We start from the raw sequence: 16,047 nt of genomic DNA on the forward strand, positions 1-16,047 counted from the left end.
CATGAGACTACGACGATTGATGGGTGTAGCCGATCAGATCGTAGCTTCTAGATTTAGTTCCATCGATTTAAGCAACAAAGCCTAGTCGCGTTCTAATTTCATTATTCTTCAAGTCGCCTCCTTGTGCGCTAACTCCAAATATTTCCACATATTGAAAGTCTAGTTTGCTGTTTAAATATTGGCCAAGAAGGGGGAGTTCTCTCTGAATAAACGCAGTGGGTGCGATACCTTCATCTGCTTTGTCCCAAGCAGATAGAACAATAGCGAGTCTTGCTTCTCGGTTATCAATTAGCGAGAACAGTTTGGAAAGGAGATCTACAACAATGGTTTGTGTTGGGGTGTGTATGCTCGGATTCCAAGGGGCAGGTTTGGCCTTTTCATCTCCGTTAGAATCTGTGGTGTAGTTCATTACTTGCACATCACCAATGGTGTAAGGGTATTGAATGTTGTCGCAATGGATAAAGAATAATATCCCGTGAGACTGGTTAATAAAAGATATATTCTCGTTATCTAGCTCATGATCAACCCACAAGTTTTTCCAAGTTTCACCCGACAAATCAGGCATTTCTAATCGAAATCTTTGGCTTCCTTTTGAAACTGTCATCTCTAATCGGTCTCGATTGGATACTTGAGTTCGTAGGACTTCTTCACACCCCAACCAGCGATCCGCAAGATTATTAATAAAATATCTGTGCTTGGGTAGGCTTTCCAACTTCAAGTCCGTTGCTATTTCACAACTATTGGAAAGATGGCTCAGGGCTGCGAGAAAACTCGTCTTACCAGATTCTGGAAGACCACAAAAGGTGAGTTTTATCTCTTTAATATCTTTCATGAATCAACTCCAGATTATGGAAACTTCTAGATGTGAATTTTCTGCAGTTTTGAGAAATATCTTTTTTGGGCATCTTCGAGTCAGAGAATACAGATAGAAGTTTATCTATCCTTTCGATACCTGGATTGTCAGTAAAGCAAGGCCTTGCAGCTATCTGCATCGGGCTAATCTCTATCGATAGCTTAGATCTAACGTTGTCTACAATTCTTTGGAGTTCTTGCCTACATTGTTCCTCAGCATCAGAACTGGCTATCTCATCATATTTTGTCGCCAACAAAATGCAGTTTGATTTGGCTGTTAATACTTGTGTTTCATATAGGCTATCAATGAACTTAGTCGTTTTTGCTCTTGTTTTATGTCTCTGCGTCATATCTATTAGCTTTGATGCGTCAACTAGAAAACAGATTAGATCGCTTCTTTTTAATTCTGCATAAGTCTTGCATAGAGATATGTCATCTACCATCTCAATGTAGTTTTCGCCTGAGCGATCAGCCAAAAGTAAATCAACTCGTTTACCGAGATTATTAACTGCTGCGATATGGTAAAATTTCACTTCATCATATGTAGATGTTCTTGGTGTTGATATTTCTCGACCTTGTGAGCTAGATCTTGCAGAGTGGCACAGTCTTTCAAAGGCTGAAATTGTTAACGATTTTCCGAATTTGAGCGAGTTGAGATTATGTCGCCCAAAAGCATCATAAATACTTGATATTAGAGTTGTTTTCCCGACGTTTACTGGGCCTACAAATGAGATTAGTGTAATCGGAATGTCTTTTGCCAAAGATGATGCCTCATCTAAAGATAACGGTTTTTGTCCTTGAAATTTAAAGTTATCCTTTGATCCATCTTTTGCCTCTTTAACCTCTAAGTTGTCAGCATCACCGCTATTGTCAACTAGACTGTCTGGCTGGATTATATCTATGTCCTCTATACCACTGTAATCTGGACATAAATCAGTTGAGAGTTCTCTGGTACAGCTCCCCGTTTCAGAAACCATGCAATTAGGGTTACTACAACTCATAGGCTGTCATCCCAATTCACCGACAACAACTCGCGGTAAACCTGAACAGCTAGATTCTGTGCATTAATATCTATTTTTGTACTTAGACCAGTATCTTGTTCCCATTTTTTCTTCCAAGCACCGATTCTTTTCAACTTCAATGCAAATAAATACGGCGTAGAAGTATTGATCTCATCGAAGTCTAGCTTGTTAAGCCCCTCATAACTCACAGTTTCTTCAACGAAATCTTCAAATGTTACGATCTCATTCGTAATTTCGAGTTTATGAGCCAACGCTTGAAGCGATGGTAGCTCGGCCTGTATATAGGTTCTGTTGCTCAGTGAAACGGCGAAATCGACTACTTTTTGAGTCGTAGATAGGTCAGAGTATGGTTTTTCCAATATCTCGCTCCAAGCCGTGGTAACAAACCAGAGAACCTCTAGCTCTTCAGCTGTTTTATTGTTTTCTTTTTGAACATTGGATGACAAAGCTGCCGATAGCTCGTTGATTTTATTTATCTGACTTTTCACTGATTTAACTAAGATTAAAGAAATATCTTTAATGTCATCGGTATCAACTGCTTCGTTTTCGTCTGTCAGGCGGCTAATATTTTCCTCTAGGCTTTTGGAAAATTCCAAAAGTGAGAGTTTAGATACTGATACGCACTTTTTATCTCGTAGGCTCCTAACCAGTCGGTGATTGGTGTCTTTAGCCAAAGTGTATAAGTCGACACCACCTTTAAATGTTCTCATCCCATCAAAAGAGGCAGCAAGAATTTTTGTCGCTACTACCGAACAAATTTCTGTCTGCCAAATTTCATCATCCAAGATCAGCCGGAGACCATAGGAAGCGAGGTTTCTAGCTTCTTCCACTCCTTTGTCAGAGCTATTGGAATACATCGGATCATCAGCTTTAATCTCAGCTCTTAGTCTTATTAGGACATCAGGGGGAGCATTAGAAGTTTCAACTGAGGCAGTGATTAAATTACTCAGCCAGATGCCCAATTGTTCATCTTCTAAACAAGAAGTGATAAAGAGCCTTTCCATTGTTTTCCAACGGAAAGGGTATTCTTCCCTCGTTGTTCCCACTATAGTGGGTACTAGCCAATCGGAGAAATCATCAAAAGGTTTACTATCTATCTGATTTTGAGCGATCGTACTATCAGTCATTGAGTTTTCTCTCCGCAAATATCATGTGTTTAAGCTGGTCAAATCGGTTCTGCTCTGAGGCGCGATGAAATGCTATAACTTGGAGTTCGACACCGCTTCTTGTTTTCCATTCTTCGTCAGTCAACAAACCAATTTCGTCTAGAATTTTTCGTTGACTGGATCCAGAGAGTTCCTGAAACAGAAAAGCGACACTCTTCGATACTTCAGGTGAAGCATTTGGTTGTTCAGAGGTAGAGGATATCAATAGGGTGTCATTAGGCGTAATAGCCTGTTCTGATTTAACTATATTTGCGGCACTGATATTTTTCACTGGGATCTGGACTGTTTTCTTCAGCGAGTTACCGTTGAAAAAACCTTTAAAATGAAATGAAGGGGGGTTAGTGGTCATTAGCCTCATAAAAACTTCAACATTCACATTTGTGTGCTTGTGATCACTTTCACCTTCCTGCAAATCAATCAGCGCATAACCAGGTTCATAACGTGATTCAGTTTTGTCAGGATGCAAAGCAACAGAACAGATTTTTAAGCTATTTTCGCCTAGCGTTACTTTTGCTTTGTGTACGTGGCCAAATAGTTGCAACTGTACGAAGTTATCCAGCTCATCATTCTTTGCATCTCCATCAAGTATCCAGTCGTATGGGTGATGCATAAGAGAAATGTATAGCTCCCCAGGTTTATTAGGAAAGGAGAACTGTCTGGAGTCTACAATCAGGCTGTTATGAGTATCCTCACTGCTCGAAAATAGAGCTGTCGTAATTCCTCTTATATATAGATCAACGCGAGGCGACAATTCTATTGTTTGGTTCCAATAAGGCTTGTCATAGGTGAGACCACAGTCGAATGAGTTTGAGAAATCGATATAGTTTTTAAGGGGCGCAACAATTGGAATACCCGAGATTTCATTGGAAAGGAATTCTCGCACATGTGAATCTCTTGCATGCGGGTTATTATCATTTTTTATAATATGTCTAAAGGCCTTAACTGCGATGTTGTCAGCCTTTGTTCTATCTACATCATGATTACCAGGGACGACATAGACACGTTCTTCTCTACACCCAGTGCTATCACATAACTCCTTCAACCACATCTTGGCTTCTTCGAACTCTTTGGGGTGAGCGGCGTAAGCTATATCGCCAGTGATCATGATAGCGTCAATCGCTTTATCATGCTCAGTGCATACTGCTTTTAAGTCTCGCATCATCAGATCTCGGATGTGGCTATTTGGGTCTATGTCAGGTGACTCGAGATCGGAAGTGCGAAAGTGGATATCTGAAAGGTGTAAAAGTCGGAGCAAAGTGGGCCTCTATGATACAGTGCGTTCTCATTTGTGATACTGCAGCGTTCCGCAAGGCAACTCAATAAAATAATTGTGAAATATGGAGTTAGGCAACTTTTTGTCAAATAGCTTGAGATTTAGCGAAGAACGCTAACAAGTTGTGAGGGAAAGCTTTTTTGTCTCAACATTCCGCTACGGGCAAACTTTATTGTCACTACACAAAATCACATAAATAGATTGAGAAAAAACGCTCCTTTGGGAGCGTTTTTTGTAAAGGGCGTTATCGCAGAAACAGCTTCAATGCGATCTTCTGCCACCATCTGCCGTAGGGCGGGGTAAATAGTTTGCCAGGGTTGAATTTGCCGCGTTGGAGCACGGTTTTGGCATGACTGAATGTGCGAAAGCCTTCAATGCCATGGTAATGACCGAGACCTGAAGCCCCGACGCCGCCAAAGGGGGCATCATCGATGGCAACCTGCATGATGGTGTCATTGACGGCGATTGAGCCGGAATGCGTGTTGCGAATGACATATTGAATAAATTCTTTCTCAAAACTCATCAGGTAGAGCGCGAGCGGTCGTGGTTGGTGGTGAAGTGTATGAATCACATCGTGCACGTCGTTGTAGGTAATGATGGGCAGTAGCGGGCCAAAAATTTCCTGTTGCATGATACTGCTGTTCACGGGGGGATTTACCACCAGATGCAGAGCCAGCTTGCGCTGTGTTGGCAAAGCGGCAGGATCAGCAAGAGGGATCACCGTTAGTCCTTGTTGCTCCGTGTCTTTGATGATGTCGGTCAAGCGCGTAAATTGGCGCTCGTTGATGATGGCGGTACGGTCTTTACTTTGTAGCCCTTTCGGGTAAGCCTTTTGCCACTGCACGCGAAGGGCTTCTACAAATTCATCCAGCTTTTCTTCATGCACGAACGCATAGTCTGGTGCTACACAAATCTGTCCGGCATTCAGGTTCTTACCAAAGAGCACCCGTTCCGCGGCAAGTGTCATGTCGACATCTGGTGCGACGATAACCGGTGATTTACCGCCAAGCTCCAGCGTGACAGATGTTAGGTTTGCTGAAGCCGCTTCCATGACTTTTTTGCCTACTTCTGTCGAGCCGGTGAAAAGCAGATGATCAAAAGGCAACTTGGTAAATGCGGTCGCCACCGCAACGTCACCTTCAACGATGCAGACTTTGTCTTCTGAAAAAGCGTCAGCAAGCAAGGCTCTGACTGCTTGATTGGTCAGCGGGGTGAACTCGCTCATCTTGATCATCACGCGATTGCCTGCGGCAAGGGCGGTGATGAGAGGAATGAGGCTCAAGGTAATGGGGAAATTCCAAGGCACGATGATGCCAACCACACCGAGTGCCTGATAGTGCACCGCCACTTTGGCAGGCATGAGCAATACTCCTTCTGAGCGGCGAGATGGCTTCATCCATCGCTTCAGTTTGCGCTTGGTGTAATGCAGGGTCTGAAAACACGGCAGAATATCTGCCATGAGCGAATCAGTTTCACTGCGATGGCCATAGTCTTACGAGAGGGCGGTAACGATAGCGTCGTAATGCTTTTTCAGGGATTTTTGCAGCCGATTCAGGTCGTCAATGCGCTCGTCGTAAGCAATATCTGGCGTCTGGTTGGTCAATTCGAACATACGAGCGAACTGTGTTTCCAGTGTGCTGATTTGCTGCTCTAGAGGGACACTGGCTGTCATAGATACCACGGTCATTTTCGTGTTTCCTGTGTCTACTTACTCACCAATAAACATAAGGTCAGACCAGCATAAAGGCAAGCTCTCGAACAAACAGCGAATCCTTACTGTGACAGGGATTGGTGTTGTCTGTCTGCCTCAAATACGGCCATAAATTGATGGAAGTAGTTTGTCAGTGCACGGGCGTTGCCCGGCTCATGCATGGCTTCAAGTAGCAATATTCCAACCTCGCAGGTGCAAAGGCCCCCTTCGGGTTGATTGCGCCTTAACTGATAGGTCGTTGTGAGGTTATCGGGTAGAGAAACGGTCGGAACATCGCTAAGCCACGGACTTTTTCTCAGCATTTTGCGGGCCTGCTGCCAGGTTGCGTCAATGATGATGAAGTGGAGGGGCTTCGCTTCTGGTTTTGCTGTTCGCCTGTTCACCGCCGATTCGAGCGAGATGGCCGATCCATCAGGGAACACTAAATAAGGTTCTGCTGCAGGGTCGGCGAGCAATGTCAGCAATTCAGCGGGCGGTGCTTTCCGGTGCCAGACATGGCGACGGCAATAAGGCAGCGCGTGTTCGAGCAATTGGCCGGTATTGGTTGCACGAGCGACTTCTGTCTTGTGCATTAATAGCTCAATACGCACTTCGCTGGAAAGTGCAGGCACAAGTTCACAGATGCAATTGTAGTGAAAGCCACATTGAGGGCAGGGGGTGGGTTTGGTGCGCAATGTGGCTCTCCTTATCTCTTATTTCAGTTTAGCCCCCACTTGCTGGGGATAGATACCATCAGCAAACAGCAGGGTATCGGAAGTATCTGGGATTGCGATTTTTGGTGCAACGGAAGGATTGCCCGGATAACGCTGCCCGTTAAATTGCAACACATGACTGGCCGCTTTTGCGCCACCGCCACCGACAGGGAAGATGAGATCGTGCCAGCCGTTAGATGTGGCGTTACTCATTTGAAAGGGCACATGTGCCAATGTGATACGACTGTTGAACTGCCATTCACCATGTTGATTGGAAAAAATCAGCACCGTGCAGCCACCACTGCCACACCAGTCAGTAAGTACTAACAGTTCTTTGTCTCCGTCACTGTTTAGGTCTTGGGTGAGCCAGCGATATTGGGTGCTTGGCATCTTATCCAGCGTGTCGCCAAGATAAGTGTTTAGTGCCTTCTCGACGTTGGGGTTTGCGTCGGCCCTGCTATTCACTTTCGCACCCAGCGATGTGTGCCGTTTTTCGGTGCCCACCATCAAATTGAGTGATAACCCATTTTCGCCCAGACTGTATTTGCTGCCGTTAACGATTTCACTGTCCGCATTTAACACAAAGCCTTGGCGAGTAAAAATGCGTTCGCTGATGAGGTATTGGCCTTGATGGCGCGTCATCATCACGTGCACTTTGTTGTCGCTGACTTGTTGCCACACACCTGTTTCAGTCAGTGGTGTGCTGTTGTCCTGCTCATACAGTGTGGTGGCCGAATGATCGGGGTTCAACGTCAAGGTGGTGGTGATTGTGGTATCGCCTAAGTGGGTTTGGCCACGGTATTGCGCCACCCAAGGCAACGTCGGGTCATCAGCGGATAACGTCGCACAACCTTTCAGCGTTTTTCCGTCTTGAATAAACGTCGATGTCCAACCGTAAATGCTGTCGCTCATGGTGTCGTTGCAAAGTGCAGGGGTGAGCGTGAGTGATGCATTTTCAGCATCATAAACACGGGCTTTGGGCAAAATTGTACGCGCCGTTAACGGGTATACCTTTGCCTGTTCACCCAGTTGTTGGTATCGCAGTGTATTGTTAGAAGCAGACACTGACCAAAAAGGCTCACTACCTGATGCCACAGTTTTATTCCGAGCCTGCTGACAACCATTGATTTCTGCGGACATCAGATTTAGTTGCGTCACTTTGAAGGTTGCAGGGTAATCTGCCGCGAAGCCGTCGGCTGAAGGCGGTATAAATTCGCCGATCACTTCGCCATAGATTGCGTCATAAGGGCTGGATGATAATGCCATGCCTTGCTGGCTCATTGAGGGAGGCAGTTGAAGCCAGTATTGGGTGTTACTGCCACAAGGCGTAATGGTGCGGACTTCGTGGCCAAGTGATACATCACCGCGCAGCATGAAGCGTTGTGGCGTGATGGCATCTTGGTGTGTGGTACTGCTTTCACCCAACAAATCGTCAGAGTTTCCCAACTCAACCGGCCCAGAAGGAGAAGTGCTGCACGCTGAGAGCAACGCGGCAAGGGATAAGGCGAGCAGCGTTTTGGGAAGGCGATGGTTCAAACTAAACAAATGAGATTCCTCTTCTCTTTCAGTGGCGTTCGCGTTAAAACCTTTTACAGGATATCGCTAAAACGGGGGAATTATGGCGTATTGGCTACTGAAAACCGAGCCTGACACGTTTTCTATAGACACCTTAAAACAGCAAAAGGTCTCTTGTTGGGAAGGTGTTCGCAATTATCAGGCACGAAATATGATGCGTGACGGAATGAAAGTTGGCGATATGGCGTTTATTTATCACTCATCGTGCAAGGATGTAGGCGTAGTGGGTATTGCTGAAGTCGTGAAAGAAGCCTATCCCGATTATTTCCAGTTTGACCCTGAAAGCGACTACTTTGACCCCAAAAGCGCACCAGACAGCCCGCGATGGATCATGGTCGATGTGGGCTATAAACAGCATCTGAATTATGTGTCGCTCGCACGCATCAAAGCGAACCCTGCGCTGGAAGATATGCCATTGGTGAAAAAAGGCAGTCGTCTTAGCATCATGCCGGTCACGGAAATGCAGTGGAACGAAATTCTAGCAATGTCTGAAAAACGGGAGCGTTAAGTCGCGGGGGAGGAGAAAAAACGGCAGCGGGGGGAACGCTGCCATTATGAGTTGAAACCTAGCGGTTAAAGCAAGTGCTGTTCTAGGTAGCGAGCGACGGCTTCGTCAGCATGGCTGCCAATGACTTCATTGTTTGGCAGCGTCGCTTTCACGCGTGGATGCGCGGTTTCCATGATCAGGCCTTTTTTCGCGGCACTCAGCATTTCAACGTCATTCATACCGTCACCAAACGCGATACACTCTTCTAGGCTAAAGCCTTTTAACTCTGCCACAGCCTTCAGCGCTTCACCTTTTGACACGCCTGCTGCCATGACTTCCAGACAGAATGGAGTTGAGAATGCCACGCTCACTTTGTCACCAAAGGTATCGATGAACTTTTTCTCGTATTCTGCCAGATAGTCGTGGTCGTGGCGGATAAAGAAAATTTTCGCGACGTCTTCCAGTGGTGGGTGTTCTGGGTCGAATTCAGTAAAGCCGAAGCCTGATTCTTTGTGAAATTTAGCCAGATCTTCATCTACACGGTTCAACAACCAGTCGTTTTCACGGTAGATGTGGATGGTGACGGTTTCGTCGTCTTTCACCATCTTGACCAACTCAGCCAAAATTTCAGGCTCAACATTGCGGCTGAAGATGAGGTTGTCGTTTTCATCATGCACGCGTGCACCGTTTGAGGTGATCATAAACGCGGGGATACCCACGTTTTTGCGAATGTGTGCAACGTCGATGTTGTGACGGCCTGTCGCAAACACAAAATGCTCCCCTTTTTGATGCAGACGCTGAAGCACCTCTTTGGTGTATGGGGCAATGGTGTGTTCTGGGGTCAACAAGGTGCCGTCGAGATCGGACGCAACGATTTTGTACATGGATACCTCTGTAGGGGAGCAGAATGTCTCTGTCTGTTTTACGTGCTAGGCGTAGCTGCCTGAGCGAACGGTACAAGTGTATCCAACAAAAGGGGAAAGAAAAGGGAATAAGTGACAAACTGCTTTTTCCCTTTTTAGGCCGATCAGACTTAGGCTGTCTGTTCGAGAGGTACCTCGTTGACTTGTGCGGCGAAGAAGGTTAACACTTTCTCAAGTGCCTGATTTCGAATGCCATCTTGTTCAAATAAAAGCTCGTGACGAGACTCAGCAATGATATCGAATTGGACGGGAAGCCCTGCAGCTAGACGGTCTCGATGGAACTGGAATATCGCTTCGTTACACACAATCTGGTCGCGCGCCGCTTGCAACAAGAGCACTGGCATTTTTATCTGCGTTGCTGCCTGCATCATGTGTTCACAGGCATGCAGACTTTGCCATATCCATTGTGCACTTGGGCCGCCGACTTTTAGTGTCTCGTCGGCTTCATACAGCTCTCGAAACCACTGATAGCGAGCCTCTGATTGTGTTAATACGTTATGTTTGAACGGCTTTGCCCAATACGGTACCTGACCCGGAGCAAAGCCCGCAGGGTGTTGGCATGAGGACAGGGCTTTACATAAAGGCTTGGCCACTTTCTGAAGCAGCGGTGACAGTTGGATGCCCAGCATCGGTGCGCTGAGCGCGATAGCATCAATGGCGTTTGGTCTGCGGGCCGCATAAAGCACAGAGATGGCTCCGCCCATGGAATGCGCCAGTATCATGCGTTGTTGGTGGTTTTTTTGTACCACCACTCCATCGATAAAGGTTTCGAGGTCGTCCACATAGTGCTCGAAGTTGACCACGTGGCCGATATCACTGCCAATGACTAATCGGTGACTGTGACCCTGACCGCGATGGTCGTAGCTGTAGATGTCATATCCCTGACGAAACAGATCAAAAAACACTTCTTGGTATTTTGCCGTGGCTTCAATGCGACCGTTCACGACCACAATCGCTTTGGTGTGCTCAGGTTTAGTGAATGAACACCAGTTAAGGCGCAATCCGTCATGGCCGACAATCTGGCCTTGTTGTCGAGATGCCCAGAATGGAGAAATCTGCTCGACCATTGTCGACGTCAGTGTTTTCTCGCTGGAAAATAAAAAAGGGCGTTCAATTGACATGTGTGATCCGGCTTGGTTTTTTATTTAGCATACCACAGACACGTGTGGAGCTAGCTTTAGTTGATGATTCTCGTTGCCATGACTTGGTCACATCAGGCGTAACTAAAACAGCCACTAAATGTTAGCTGTTGAACTTAGTCTTTGTTTATATGTGCGACAGATTGACATTAAAACAGACTGACTCACCTAGGTATAAGCCGGGGGAAAGAGGGGCGAGAAAGGCCACCGTATTGAGAAAACGGGAAAAAAAAGTAATGACCGGTTTCCCGTCAGCAGGGTTGTACGGAACCTGCGCATAAATCAAAATATTATGACTCATTACAGCCACGTACTATTGGGACGCTTTCTAGTTGTGTTGGCTGACATCAAGGAAGTGATCGGGCAATGAAGGTGTGAATGAATAATCATCTGGTTGGGGTATGCAAAAGAAAATAGTCTACATAGAGCTACTGCGTGTGATAGCGGCTATTGCGGTTATCGCGATTCATGTTTTAGGCCCTTATCGACATCTATCCGGCGATATTCCTGATTCAGACTGGATTGCAGCAATTTCTATCAACGGTGCTAGTCGATGGGCCGTGCCCGTATTTATCATGATCACCGGTGCATTATTGCTTTCAGACACTCGGCCTTTTTCCGCGTCGTTGTTTGTTCGTCGTCGGGTCATGAAAGTGTTTGTTCCATTTGTGGTGTGGTCTATTTTTTATGCGGTCCTCGCAGGTATTTCGTTGCACAATATAAGCTGGACGGAAACTGTGCAGCTACTGACGCATTTCCCTGTTGAAGAAACCTACTACCATCTCGGATTCTTCTATTATTTTATTCCGCTCTATCTTCTCATTCCTGTACTTCGCCCAGTTGTTCAGCAAAACGACCACAATCTCTTTCATGCCTTGCTGATGTCTTGGTTTGTGCTGTGTGTGGCGAGATTATTTGGTGTGTCATTTGGACTGATAGAAGATTTGGCCTTGTATGGCGGCTATCTGCTTCTGGGGCTTGCGATGCACTCCCGTGTTTGGCCGTTTCGTTTTCTTCTGTTTTTCGGCGTGTTGGCCTTGGTGTCTACCGAATACATGGCCATTTCAAAAAGCGTATCCTCTGGTGCATACACGAGTGCTGGCTGGTTTTCCTACAAGACGATCAATACCGTCCTGATTGCCGCGATGGTGTTTGGGTTGTGTAAACATTGGGCGGAAACATTGTCTGAGCCAGCGCAGAAGAGAATGACACGGATGGCTCGACATTCATTCGGCATCTATCTGATACATCCTGTATTTTTATGGCCAATAAGGGAGTTGGGAATCGTTCTCCCATGGGCATGGTTAACAATTCCCGTAGTGACTCTTGCCGTTTTTGTGCTGTCTTATGGGACAAGCAAATGTCTGGCGAAATGGCGGTTCACGGCTTGGTTGGTGCCGTAATTACTGACTACGTTGCCACTTGGCAAAGTGAAGGAAATGGGAACCTCGGTAGCTCATGGTGCCACAGTCGCCCTGTTGTAGCGCATGGTAGTAATGCACGCCGACTTGGAATTCGCGTTTCGGGCCGCCGTCGATAGGCTCAACGTAAATCCAGTATTCCTCAGGATCTTCATGCTGTCCTGGGTTGGGAATAGCAACAGACTGTTTGTCGAGGATGCGAATATCGATAGCACGCTCTTCAGCGCCTTTGCCCAGCGTGTGTTTTTGAAAAATTAAGAAAAAATAAACACCGGCGACAATCGCAAGTGCAACAATGATTAAAAACAGCGAAATAGGCACGGGGTTCTCCTTGTTTCCGGCCACAAACTATCGTTGCCAATACTACTTCAGACCGTAATTTGGCAAACGCGTGCCTCCGTGAATTCGTGATCGATAGCACTTATCGGCGTTAGAAATGACGCTAATGTAAACAAAATTAAAGACATTTCTCTTTTGTAAGCCTTTATAATTTAATAAGGGACGTTAAAGGCGTTACGGAGGTCTACATGGATGACATTGGCAAAGTAGTTAGACAAAGTCGGCGTCTGGAGGGGCTTCTCAAAGAACACTACCATGCTCAGGGGCGCGGATTACATGAACTTGTGAGCAGTTGCCAAGAGCGATTACCTCACGATGTGATCGCGAAACTGCGATTTATTGCCACGATCAGAAACAAAGCCGTGCATGAAGACGGATACGAAGTTGACGATATGCGTGGCTTTATGAGCGCGTGTAAGCAATGTGAAAAAGAACTGCAACCACGCAGCAGTCGAATGATCTGGCGTGTTGCCCTGTTCCTTATCTTTGCAGTAACAGCTGGCGCAGTTTGGTTCTATATCGAGAACTGGCGGCACATTGTTGGGCAGTAATCTACCCACAAAAGAAAGCACCGTGACAGGTGCTTTTTTTGTAGCAAAAATTCTTTCTTAACGTCGCTAAAAAGAGACGGTGATGACGTGATAAATACCCAAAAATTTCATAGGTATTGATGAGGCTTATTACGCTTTTGATGTGCGCTTCGCTTTCTGAGATCTAGGCGGTGGACTTTATATGGTGCATCTCTAGACTTGGTTGGCTTGAAATGTAAGGGAATAAGTCATGTTGAGTTGGTTTGCTGTCTGTTGCTCAGGACTTCTACATATTAGCGCTGCCTATAAAGGACCTCGCTGGCAGTTTTATCTTTTTAAACCGCTCACCATCGCGATCCTTATCGTTATTGCGATGGCGGGGGGGCAAGAAAGCAGTTATACCCACTGGATCATTGCGGGTCTGGCTTTTTCTCTGGTTGGTGACATTTTCCTTATGTTACCCAAAGACCGATTTATTCCTGGATTGCTCAGTTTTCTTGTTGCTCACATCTTGTATAGCGTGGCGTTTTGGCAGCAATTCGATGGCCCGATGATATGGTGGCTCCCTTCTCTTATCGGTGCTGCCAGTGTGCTGATTTTCTTCTTATTATTGCCAAACTTGGGCCAACTGATTATTCCTGTTGGGCTGTACATTGCTGTCATCGCACAGATGGCATGGGGGGCGGGGGAGTTTTGGATGGCTGCGCAATCCCCCATGGCAGCCTATGCGTTCAGTGGTGCATTGTTATTTATGTTGTCAGACACCGTGCTCGCATTTGACCGATTTAAAGGACCGTTTCGCACGTCTGTGCTGTTGATCATGAGCACATACTTTTGTGCTCAGGGGCTTATCACCGCCTCAGTCTTGTTTGTCCACTAAGGAGCCATTCATGTCATGGATTCAAGTGTATAGTGCCAGCAATTCTTTGGAGGCGCATAGCCTGAAAGGAATGTTGGAGTCTGAAGGTATTCGGGTGATGTTGAAAGGCGAGTCTTTATCCAGTGCCACAGGGGAACTACCGGCAGATGTGTTGGCTGTTACCTTGTGGGTAGACATTGCACGAGAAGCCGTGGCACGAAAAGCTCTGCTGCATTATGAAGCGCAGTCCAGCGTTGTGTGGTTTTGCCGTGATTGCCAGGAAGAGAATGGCGGAAACTTTGAGATATGTTGGCAATGTGGTGCACCGCGCACTGAAACCGTGTGACCATTGAGACATATCAACAATTCTTACGTTCGCCTGTGTTTGTATGTGCCAATTGAAATACAGAGTAAGCGAACAACAATATGCAAACTTCTATTCATGTTCATCAGATCCTCAACCATTTAAAAACCGAACCCATGTCAGAGCGAGCATTGACAAACTGGGTGGACGGGCAGTGGGGAGAAGGCGCCAGATTTCATACATGCAGCCAAAAAGACATGAAATTTAGTGACGTGCTGGTGTTCTTGCGTCGTCGAAAAAAAATCCTCGAAAATGCAGGTGCGTTGATGGTGAATGAAGCGCGTATCTGTCAACACGGTGAATAGATTGCAGAAAAAAGGCCTCGTAGAGAGGCCTTTTTGTATATTGCGGCAGTTTATTCTTTACCGACCATATACTTGCGACGGATATCCAGCAACGCGAAAATGCCAAACAGCAGAATGGACCACTTCTCCCAGCGCGTCATCGTGATTTTATCCCCGAAAGCACCAATGAAAATGAGCATTTGCAGGCCGTGCATACAGAACAAGAAAGCGGTCATGATATAGAGTGCCATCGCCGCCACACCTGGGAACGGTTGGACAATATTGGCGATTAACACAAACCAGACAAAACCAATGGCAGCTTTTGCCAGTAAGATAAGTGCTTTCATTTTTCCTCTCTTTGATACAACCGGAAACTGACTTGTCCGGCATGTTTTTCCTTAATCATATCCCAGTGGTTTGGTACCACCGGAAGTCCAAATTCTTTTTCCGCTTCTATATAAATCAATGCATTGGGGCTTAACCAACCATTGGTTTCCAATTTGTCGATTGCCTCATTCAGCAATTCTTTGCGAAATGGTGGGTCAATAAAAACCACATCAAACGCTTGACCAGTCTGGGATAAAAACTGCAGTGCATCGACATTCTTCACCGTTGCATTCTCTGCATTTAGCGCGGCAAGGTTTTGATTAATTTGCGCTGCTGCCCCTTTGTCGAGCTCCAAAAGGGTGACATGTTCGGCTTGGCGCGACAAGGCTTCTAAGCCAAGACCACCACTTCCCGCGAAAACATCGAGACACTTCGCCTCATAGAGGTCTGCGGCCAGCCAATTGAATACGGTTTCTTTGACGCGATCGGTGGTGGGACGAAGCCCTTCCACGTTTTTTACCGGTAGTTTACGGCCACGCCATCTACCAGAAATGATGCGAACAAATCCTGAACCGCCTCCGGTATTTCCAGAAGATTGAGTGCCCCGACCACTATTTTGCTTCACAGGGTTTTTTGGGTTACGTCGTACCATAGATTTTTTGACCGCCAAGAAGGTGTTAGACTATGCGAGTTCGGTAACTGGACTGCATTTCCTCAAGTTATTTAAGGTTAGTGACGTTAGAGCGTTTATCCTCTTTCGCCAATATCGCTGCGCCACAAGCAACGCAGAAATAGCACCGTTACCACACTGCATTTATAAGGCGCAGTGGCCACAGTTTTAGATCAGCTCGCTGTAATTGCGCCGATTGTACCAATCATGCTTTAGGATTTGCCAATGGCAGAAAAAAAGAAACGCGGATTTATGTCCTGGCTGGGTTTCGGCCGTAAGAAAGAAGATGAGCAACAAGCGGAGCAAGATCGCCTTCAAGCCGAAGCCGAAGCGAATGCTGCTGCGGAAGAACAAGCCCGTTTGGTTGCTGAAGCAGAAGCGAAAGCCGCCGCGGAAGAACAAGCCCGTTTAGT

The 16,047-nt window shown here is 46.3% G+C and carries 17 protein-coding genes and 2 pseudogenes; 7 read left to right on the forward strand and 12 right to left on the reverse strand.

Annotation, left to right across the window (positions count from 1 at the left end; all coding sequences use genetic code 11):
* Positions 1–67 precede the first annotated feature (67 nt).
* The 7 genes and pseudogenes from B5D35_RS19550 to B5D35_RS19580 all read right to left on the reverse strand — a co-directional run bounded on the left by B5D35_RS19550 (position 68) and on the right by B5D35_RS19580 (position 8,261).
* Positions 68–832: a TRAFAC clade GTPase domain-containing protein gene (locus B5D35_RS19550; RefSeq protein WP_078754175.1), complete on the reverse strand. Its 765-nt coding sequence runs from the start codon at positions 830–832 to the stop codon at positions 68–70.
* Positions 819–1,829, reverse strand: a complete 1,011-nt coding sequence (locus B5D35_RS19555; RefSeq protein ID WP_157828428.1) for a TRAFAC clade GTPase domain-containing protein — start codon at positions 1,827–1,829, stop codon at positions 819–821. Before B5D35_RS19555 ends, B5D35_RS19550 begins: the two co-directional genes overlap by 14 nt.
* A gap of 20 nt (positions 1,830–1,849) precedes the next feature.
* Positions 1,850–3,001 (reverse strand): GTPase-associated system all-helical protein GASH, encoded by a 1,152-nt coding sequence (locus tag B5D35_RS19560; RefSeq protein WP_078754177.1) that lies wholly within the window; start codon positions 2,999–3,001, stop codon positions 1,850–1,852.
* Complete coding sequence (locus B5D35_RS19565; protein WP_078754178.1) at positions 2,994–4,295, reverse strand: metallophosphoesterase; 1,302 nt, start codon at positions 4,293–4,295, stop codon at positions 2,994–2,996. The genes B5D35_RS19560 and B5D35_RS19565 overlap by 8 nt, the downstream gene beginning before the upstream one ends.
* A gap of 262 nt (positions 4,296–4,557) precedes the next feature.
* Positions 4,558–6,000, reverse strand: a pseudogene (locus B5D35_RS19570) (coniferyl aldehyde dehydrogenase).
* Between the two features lie 86 nt (positions 6,001–6,086).
* Entirely contained in the window at positions 6,087–6,698 is a 612-nt protein-coding gene (locus tag B5D35_RS19575; protein ID WP_139367812.1) for a tRNA-uridine aminocarboxypropyltransferase, read from the reverse strand.
* An 18-nt stretch (positions 6,699–6,716) separates the two neighbouring features.
* Complete coding sequence (locus B5D35_RS19580) at positions 6,717–8,261, reverse strand: COG3650 family protein (protein ID WP_078754180.1); 1,545 nt, start codon at positions 8,259–8,261, stop codon at positions 6,717–6,719.
* 73 nt (positions 8,262–8,334) lie between these two features.
* Here B5D35_RS19580 and B5D35_RS19585 point away from each other — a divergent pair, with 73 nt between their 5' ends.
* The gene (locus tag B5D35_RS19585) at positions 8,335–8,799 is read left to right on the forward strand and encodes an EVE domain-containing protein (protein WP_078754181.1); all 465 of its coding nucleotides are present in this window, start codon (positions 8,335–8,337) and stop codon (positions 8,797–8,799) included.
* A 65-nt stretch (positions 8,800–8,864) separates the two neighbouring features.
* On the opposite strand, the gene B5D35_RS19590 is transcribed toward B5D35_RS19585, so the two are convergent.
* Both B5D35_RS19590 and B5D35_RS19595 read right to left on the reverse strand, forming a co-directional pair.
* Positions 8,865–9,662, reverse strand: coding sequence for a Cof-type HAD-IIB family hydrolase (locus B5D35_RS19590; RefSeq protein ID WP_078754182.1), 798 nt, complete (start codon positions 9,660–9,662; stop codon positions 8,865–8,867).
* 149 nt (positions 9,663–9,811) lie between these two features.
* On the reverse strand, positions 9,812–10,822 hold the full coding sequence (locus B5D35_RS19595) for an alpha/beta fold hydrolase (RefSeq protein WP_078754183.1): 1,011 nt from the start codon (positions 10,820–10,822) through the stop codon (positions 9,812–9,814).
* A 419-nt stretch (positions 10,823–11,241) separates the two neighbouring features.
* Here B5D35_RS19595 and B5D35_RS19600 point away from each other — a divergent pair, with 419 nt between their 5' ends.
* On the forward strand, positions 11,242–12,243 hold the full coding sequence (locus tag B5D35_RS19600) for an acyltransferase (protein ID WP_078754184.1): 1,002 nt from the start codon (positions 11,242–11,244) through the stop codon (positions 12,241–12,243).
* Here the strand turns inward: B5D35_RS19600 and B5D35_RS19605 are convergent, their stop codons facing one another.
* Positions 12,244–12,582: a DUF2500 domain-containing protein gene (locus B5D35_RS19605; RefSeq protein ID WP_078754185.1), complete on the reverse strand. Its 339-nt coding sequence runs from the start codon at positions 12,580–12,582 to the stop codon at positions 12,244–12,246.
* A 206-nt stretch (positions 12,583–12,788) separates the two neighbouring features.
* Here B5D35_RS19605 and B5D35_RS19610 point away from each other — a divergent pair, with 206 nt between their 5' ends.
* From B5D35_RS19610 to B5D35_RS19625, 4 genes are all read left to right on the forward strand, one after another.
* A complete protein-coding gene (locus tag B5D35_RS19610) occupies positions 12,789–13,151 on the forward strand; it encodes a DUF4145 domain-containing protein (protein WP_078754186.1) in 363 nt (120 codons plus the stop codon).
* 229 nt (positions 13,152–13,380) lie between these two features.
* Positions 13,381–14,010 carry a lysoplasmalogenase gene (locus B5D35_RS19615; protein WP_078754187.1) on the forward strand — a complete coding sequence of 210 codons (630 nt, stop codon included), beginning with the start codon at positions 13,381–13,383 and terminating at the stop codon, positions 14,008–14,010.
* A 10-nt stretch (positions 14,011–14,020) separates the two neighbouring features.
* On the forward strand, positions 14,021–14,335 hold the full coding sequence (locus B5D35_RS19620) for a putative signal transducing protein (RefSeq protein ID WP_078754188.1): 315 nt from the start codon (positions 14,021–14,023) through the stop codon (positions 14,333–14,335).
* An 80-nt stretch (positions 14,336–14,415) separates the two neighbouring features.
* Positions 14,416–14,658, forward strand: a complete 243-nt coding sequence (locus tag B5D35_RS19625; RefSeq protein WP_078754189.1) for a YecH family metal-binding protein — start codon at positions 14,416–14,418, stop codon at positions 14,656–14,658.
* 50 nt (positions 14,659–14,708) lie between these two features.
* On the opposite strand, the gene B5D35_RS19630 is transcribed toward B5D35_RS19625, so the two are convergent.
* Both B5D35_RS19630 and rsmD read right to left on the reverse strand, forming a co-directional pair.
* Entirely contained in the window at positions 14,709–14,984 is a 276-nt protein-coding gene (locus B5D35_RS19630; protein WP_078754190.1) for a DUF1145 domain-containing protein, read from the reverse strand.
* Positions 14,981–15,616, reverse strand: coding sequence for a 16S rRNA (guanine(966)-N(2))-methyltransferase RsmD (rsmD, locus tag B5D35_RS19635; RefSeq protein WP_078754191.1), 636 nt, complete (start codon positions 15,614–15,616; stop codon positions 14,981–14,983). Before rsmD ends, B5D35_RS19630 begins: the two co-directional genes overlap by 4 nt.
* Positions 15,617–15,859: 243 nt before the next feature.
* Here rsmD and B5D35_RS19640 point away from each other — a divergent pair.
* A pseudogene (locus B5D35_RS19640) lies at positions 15,860–16,047 on the forward strand (signal recognition particle-docking protein FtsY); the annotation flags it as partial.

The sequence above is a fragment of the Enterovibrio nigricans DSM 22720 genome (assembly GCF_900167155.1).
Classification (GTDB): domain Bacteria; phylum Pseudomonadota; class Gammaproteobacteria; order Enterobacterales; family Vibrionaceae; genus Enterovibrio; species Enterovibrio nigricans.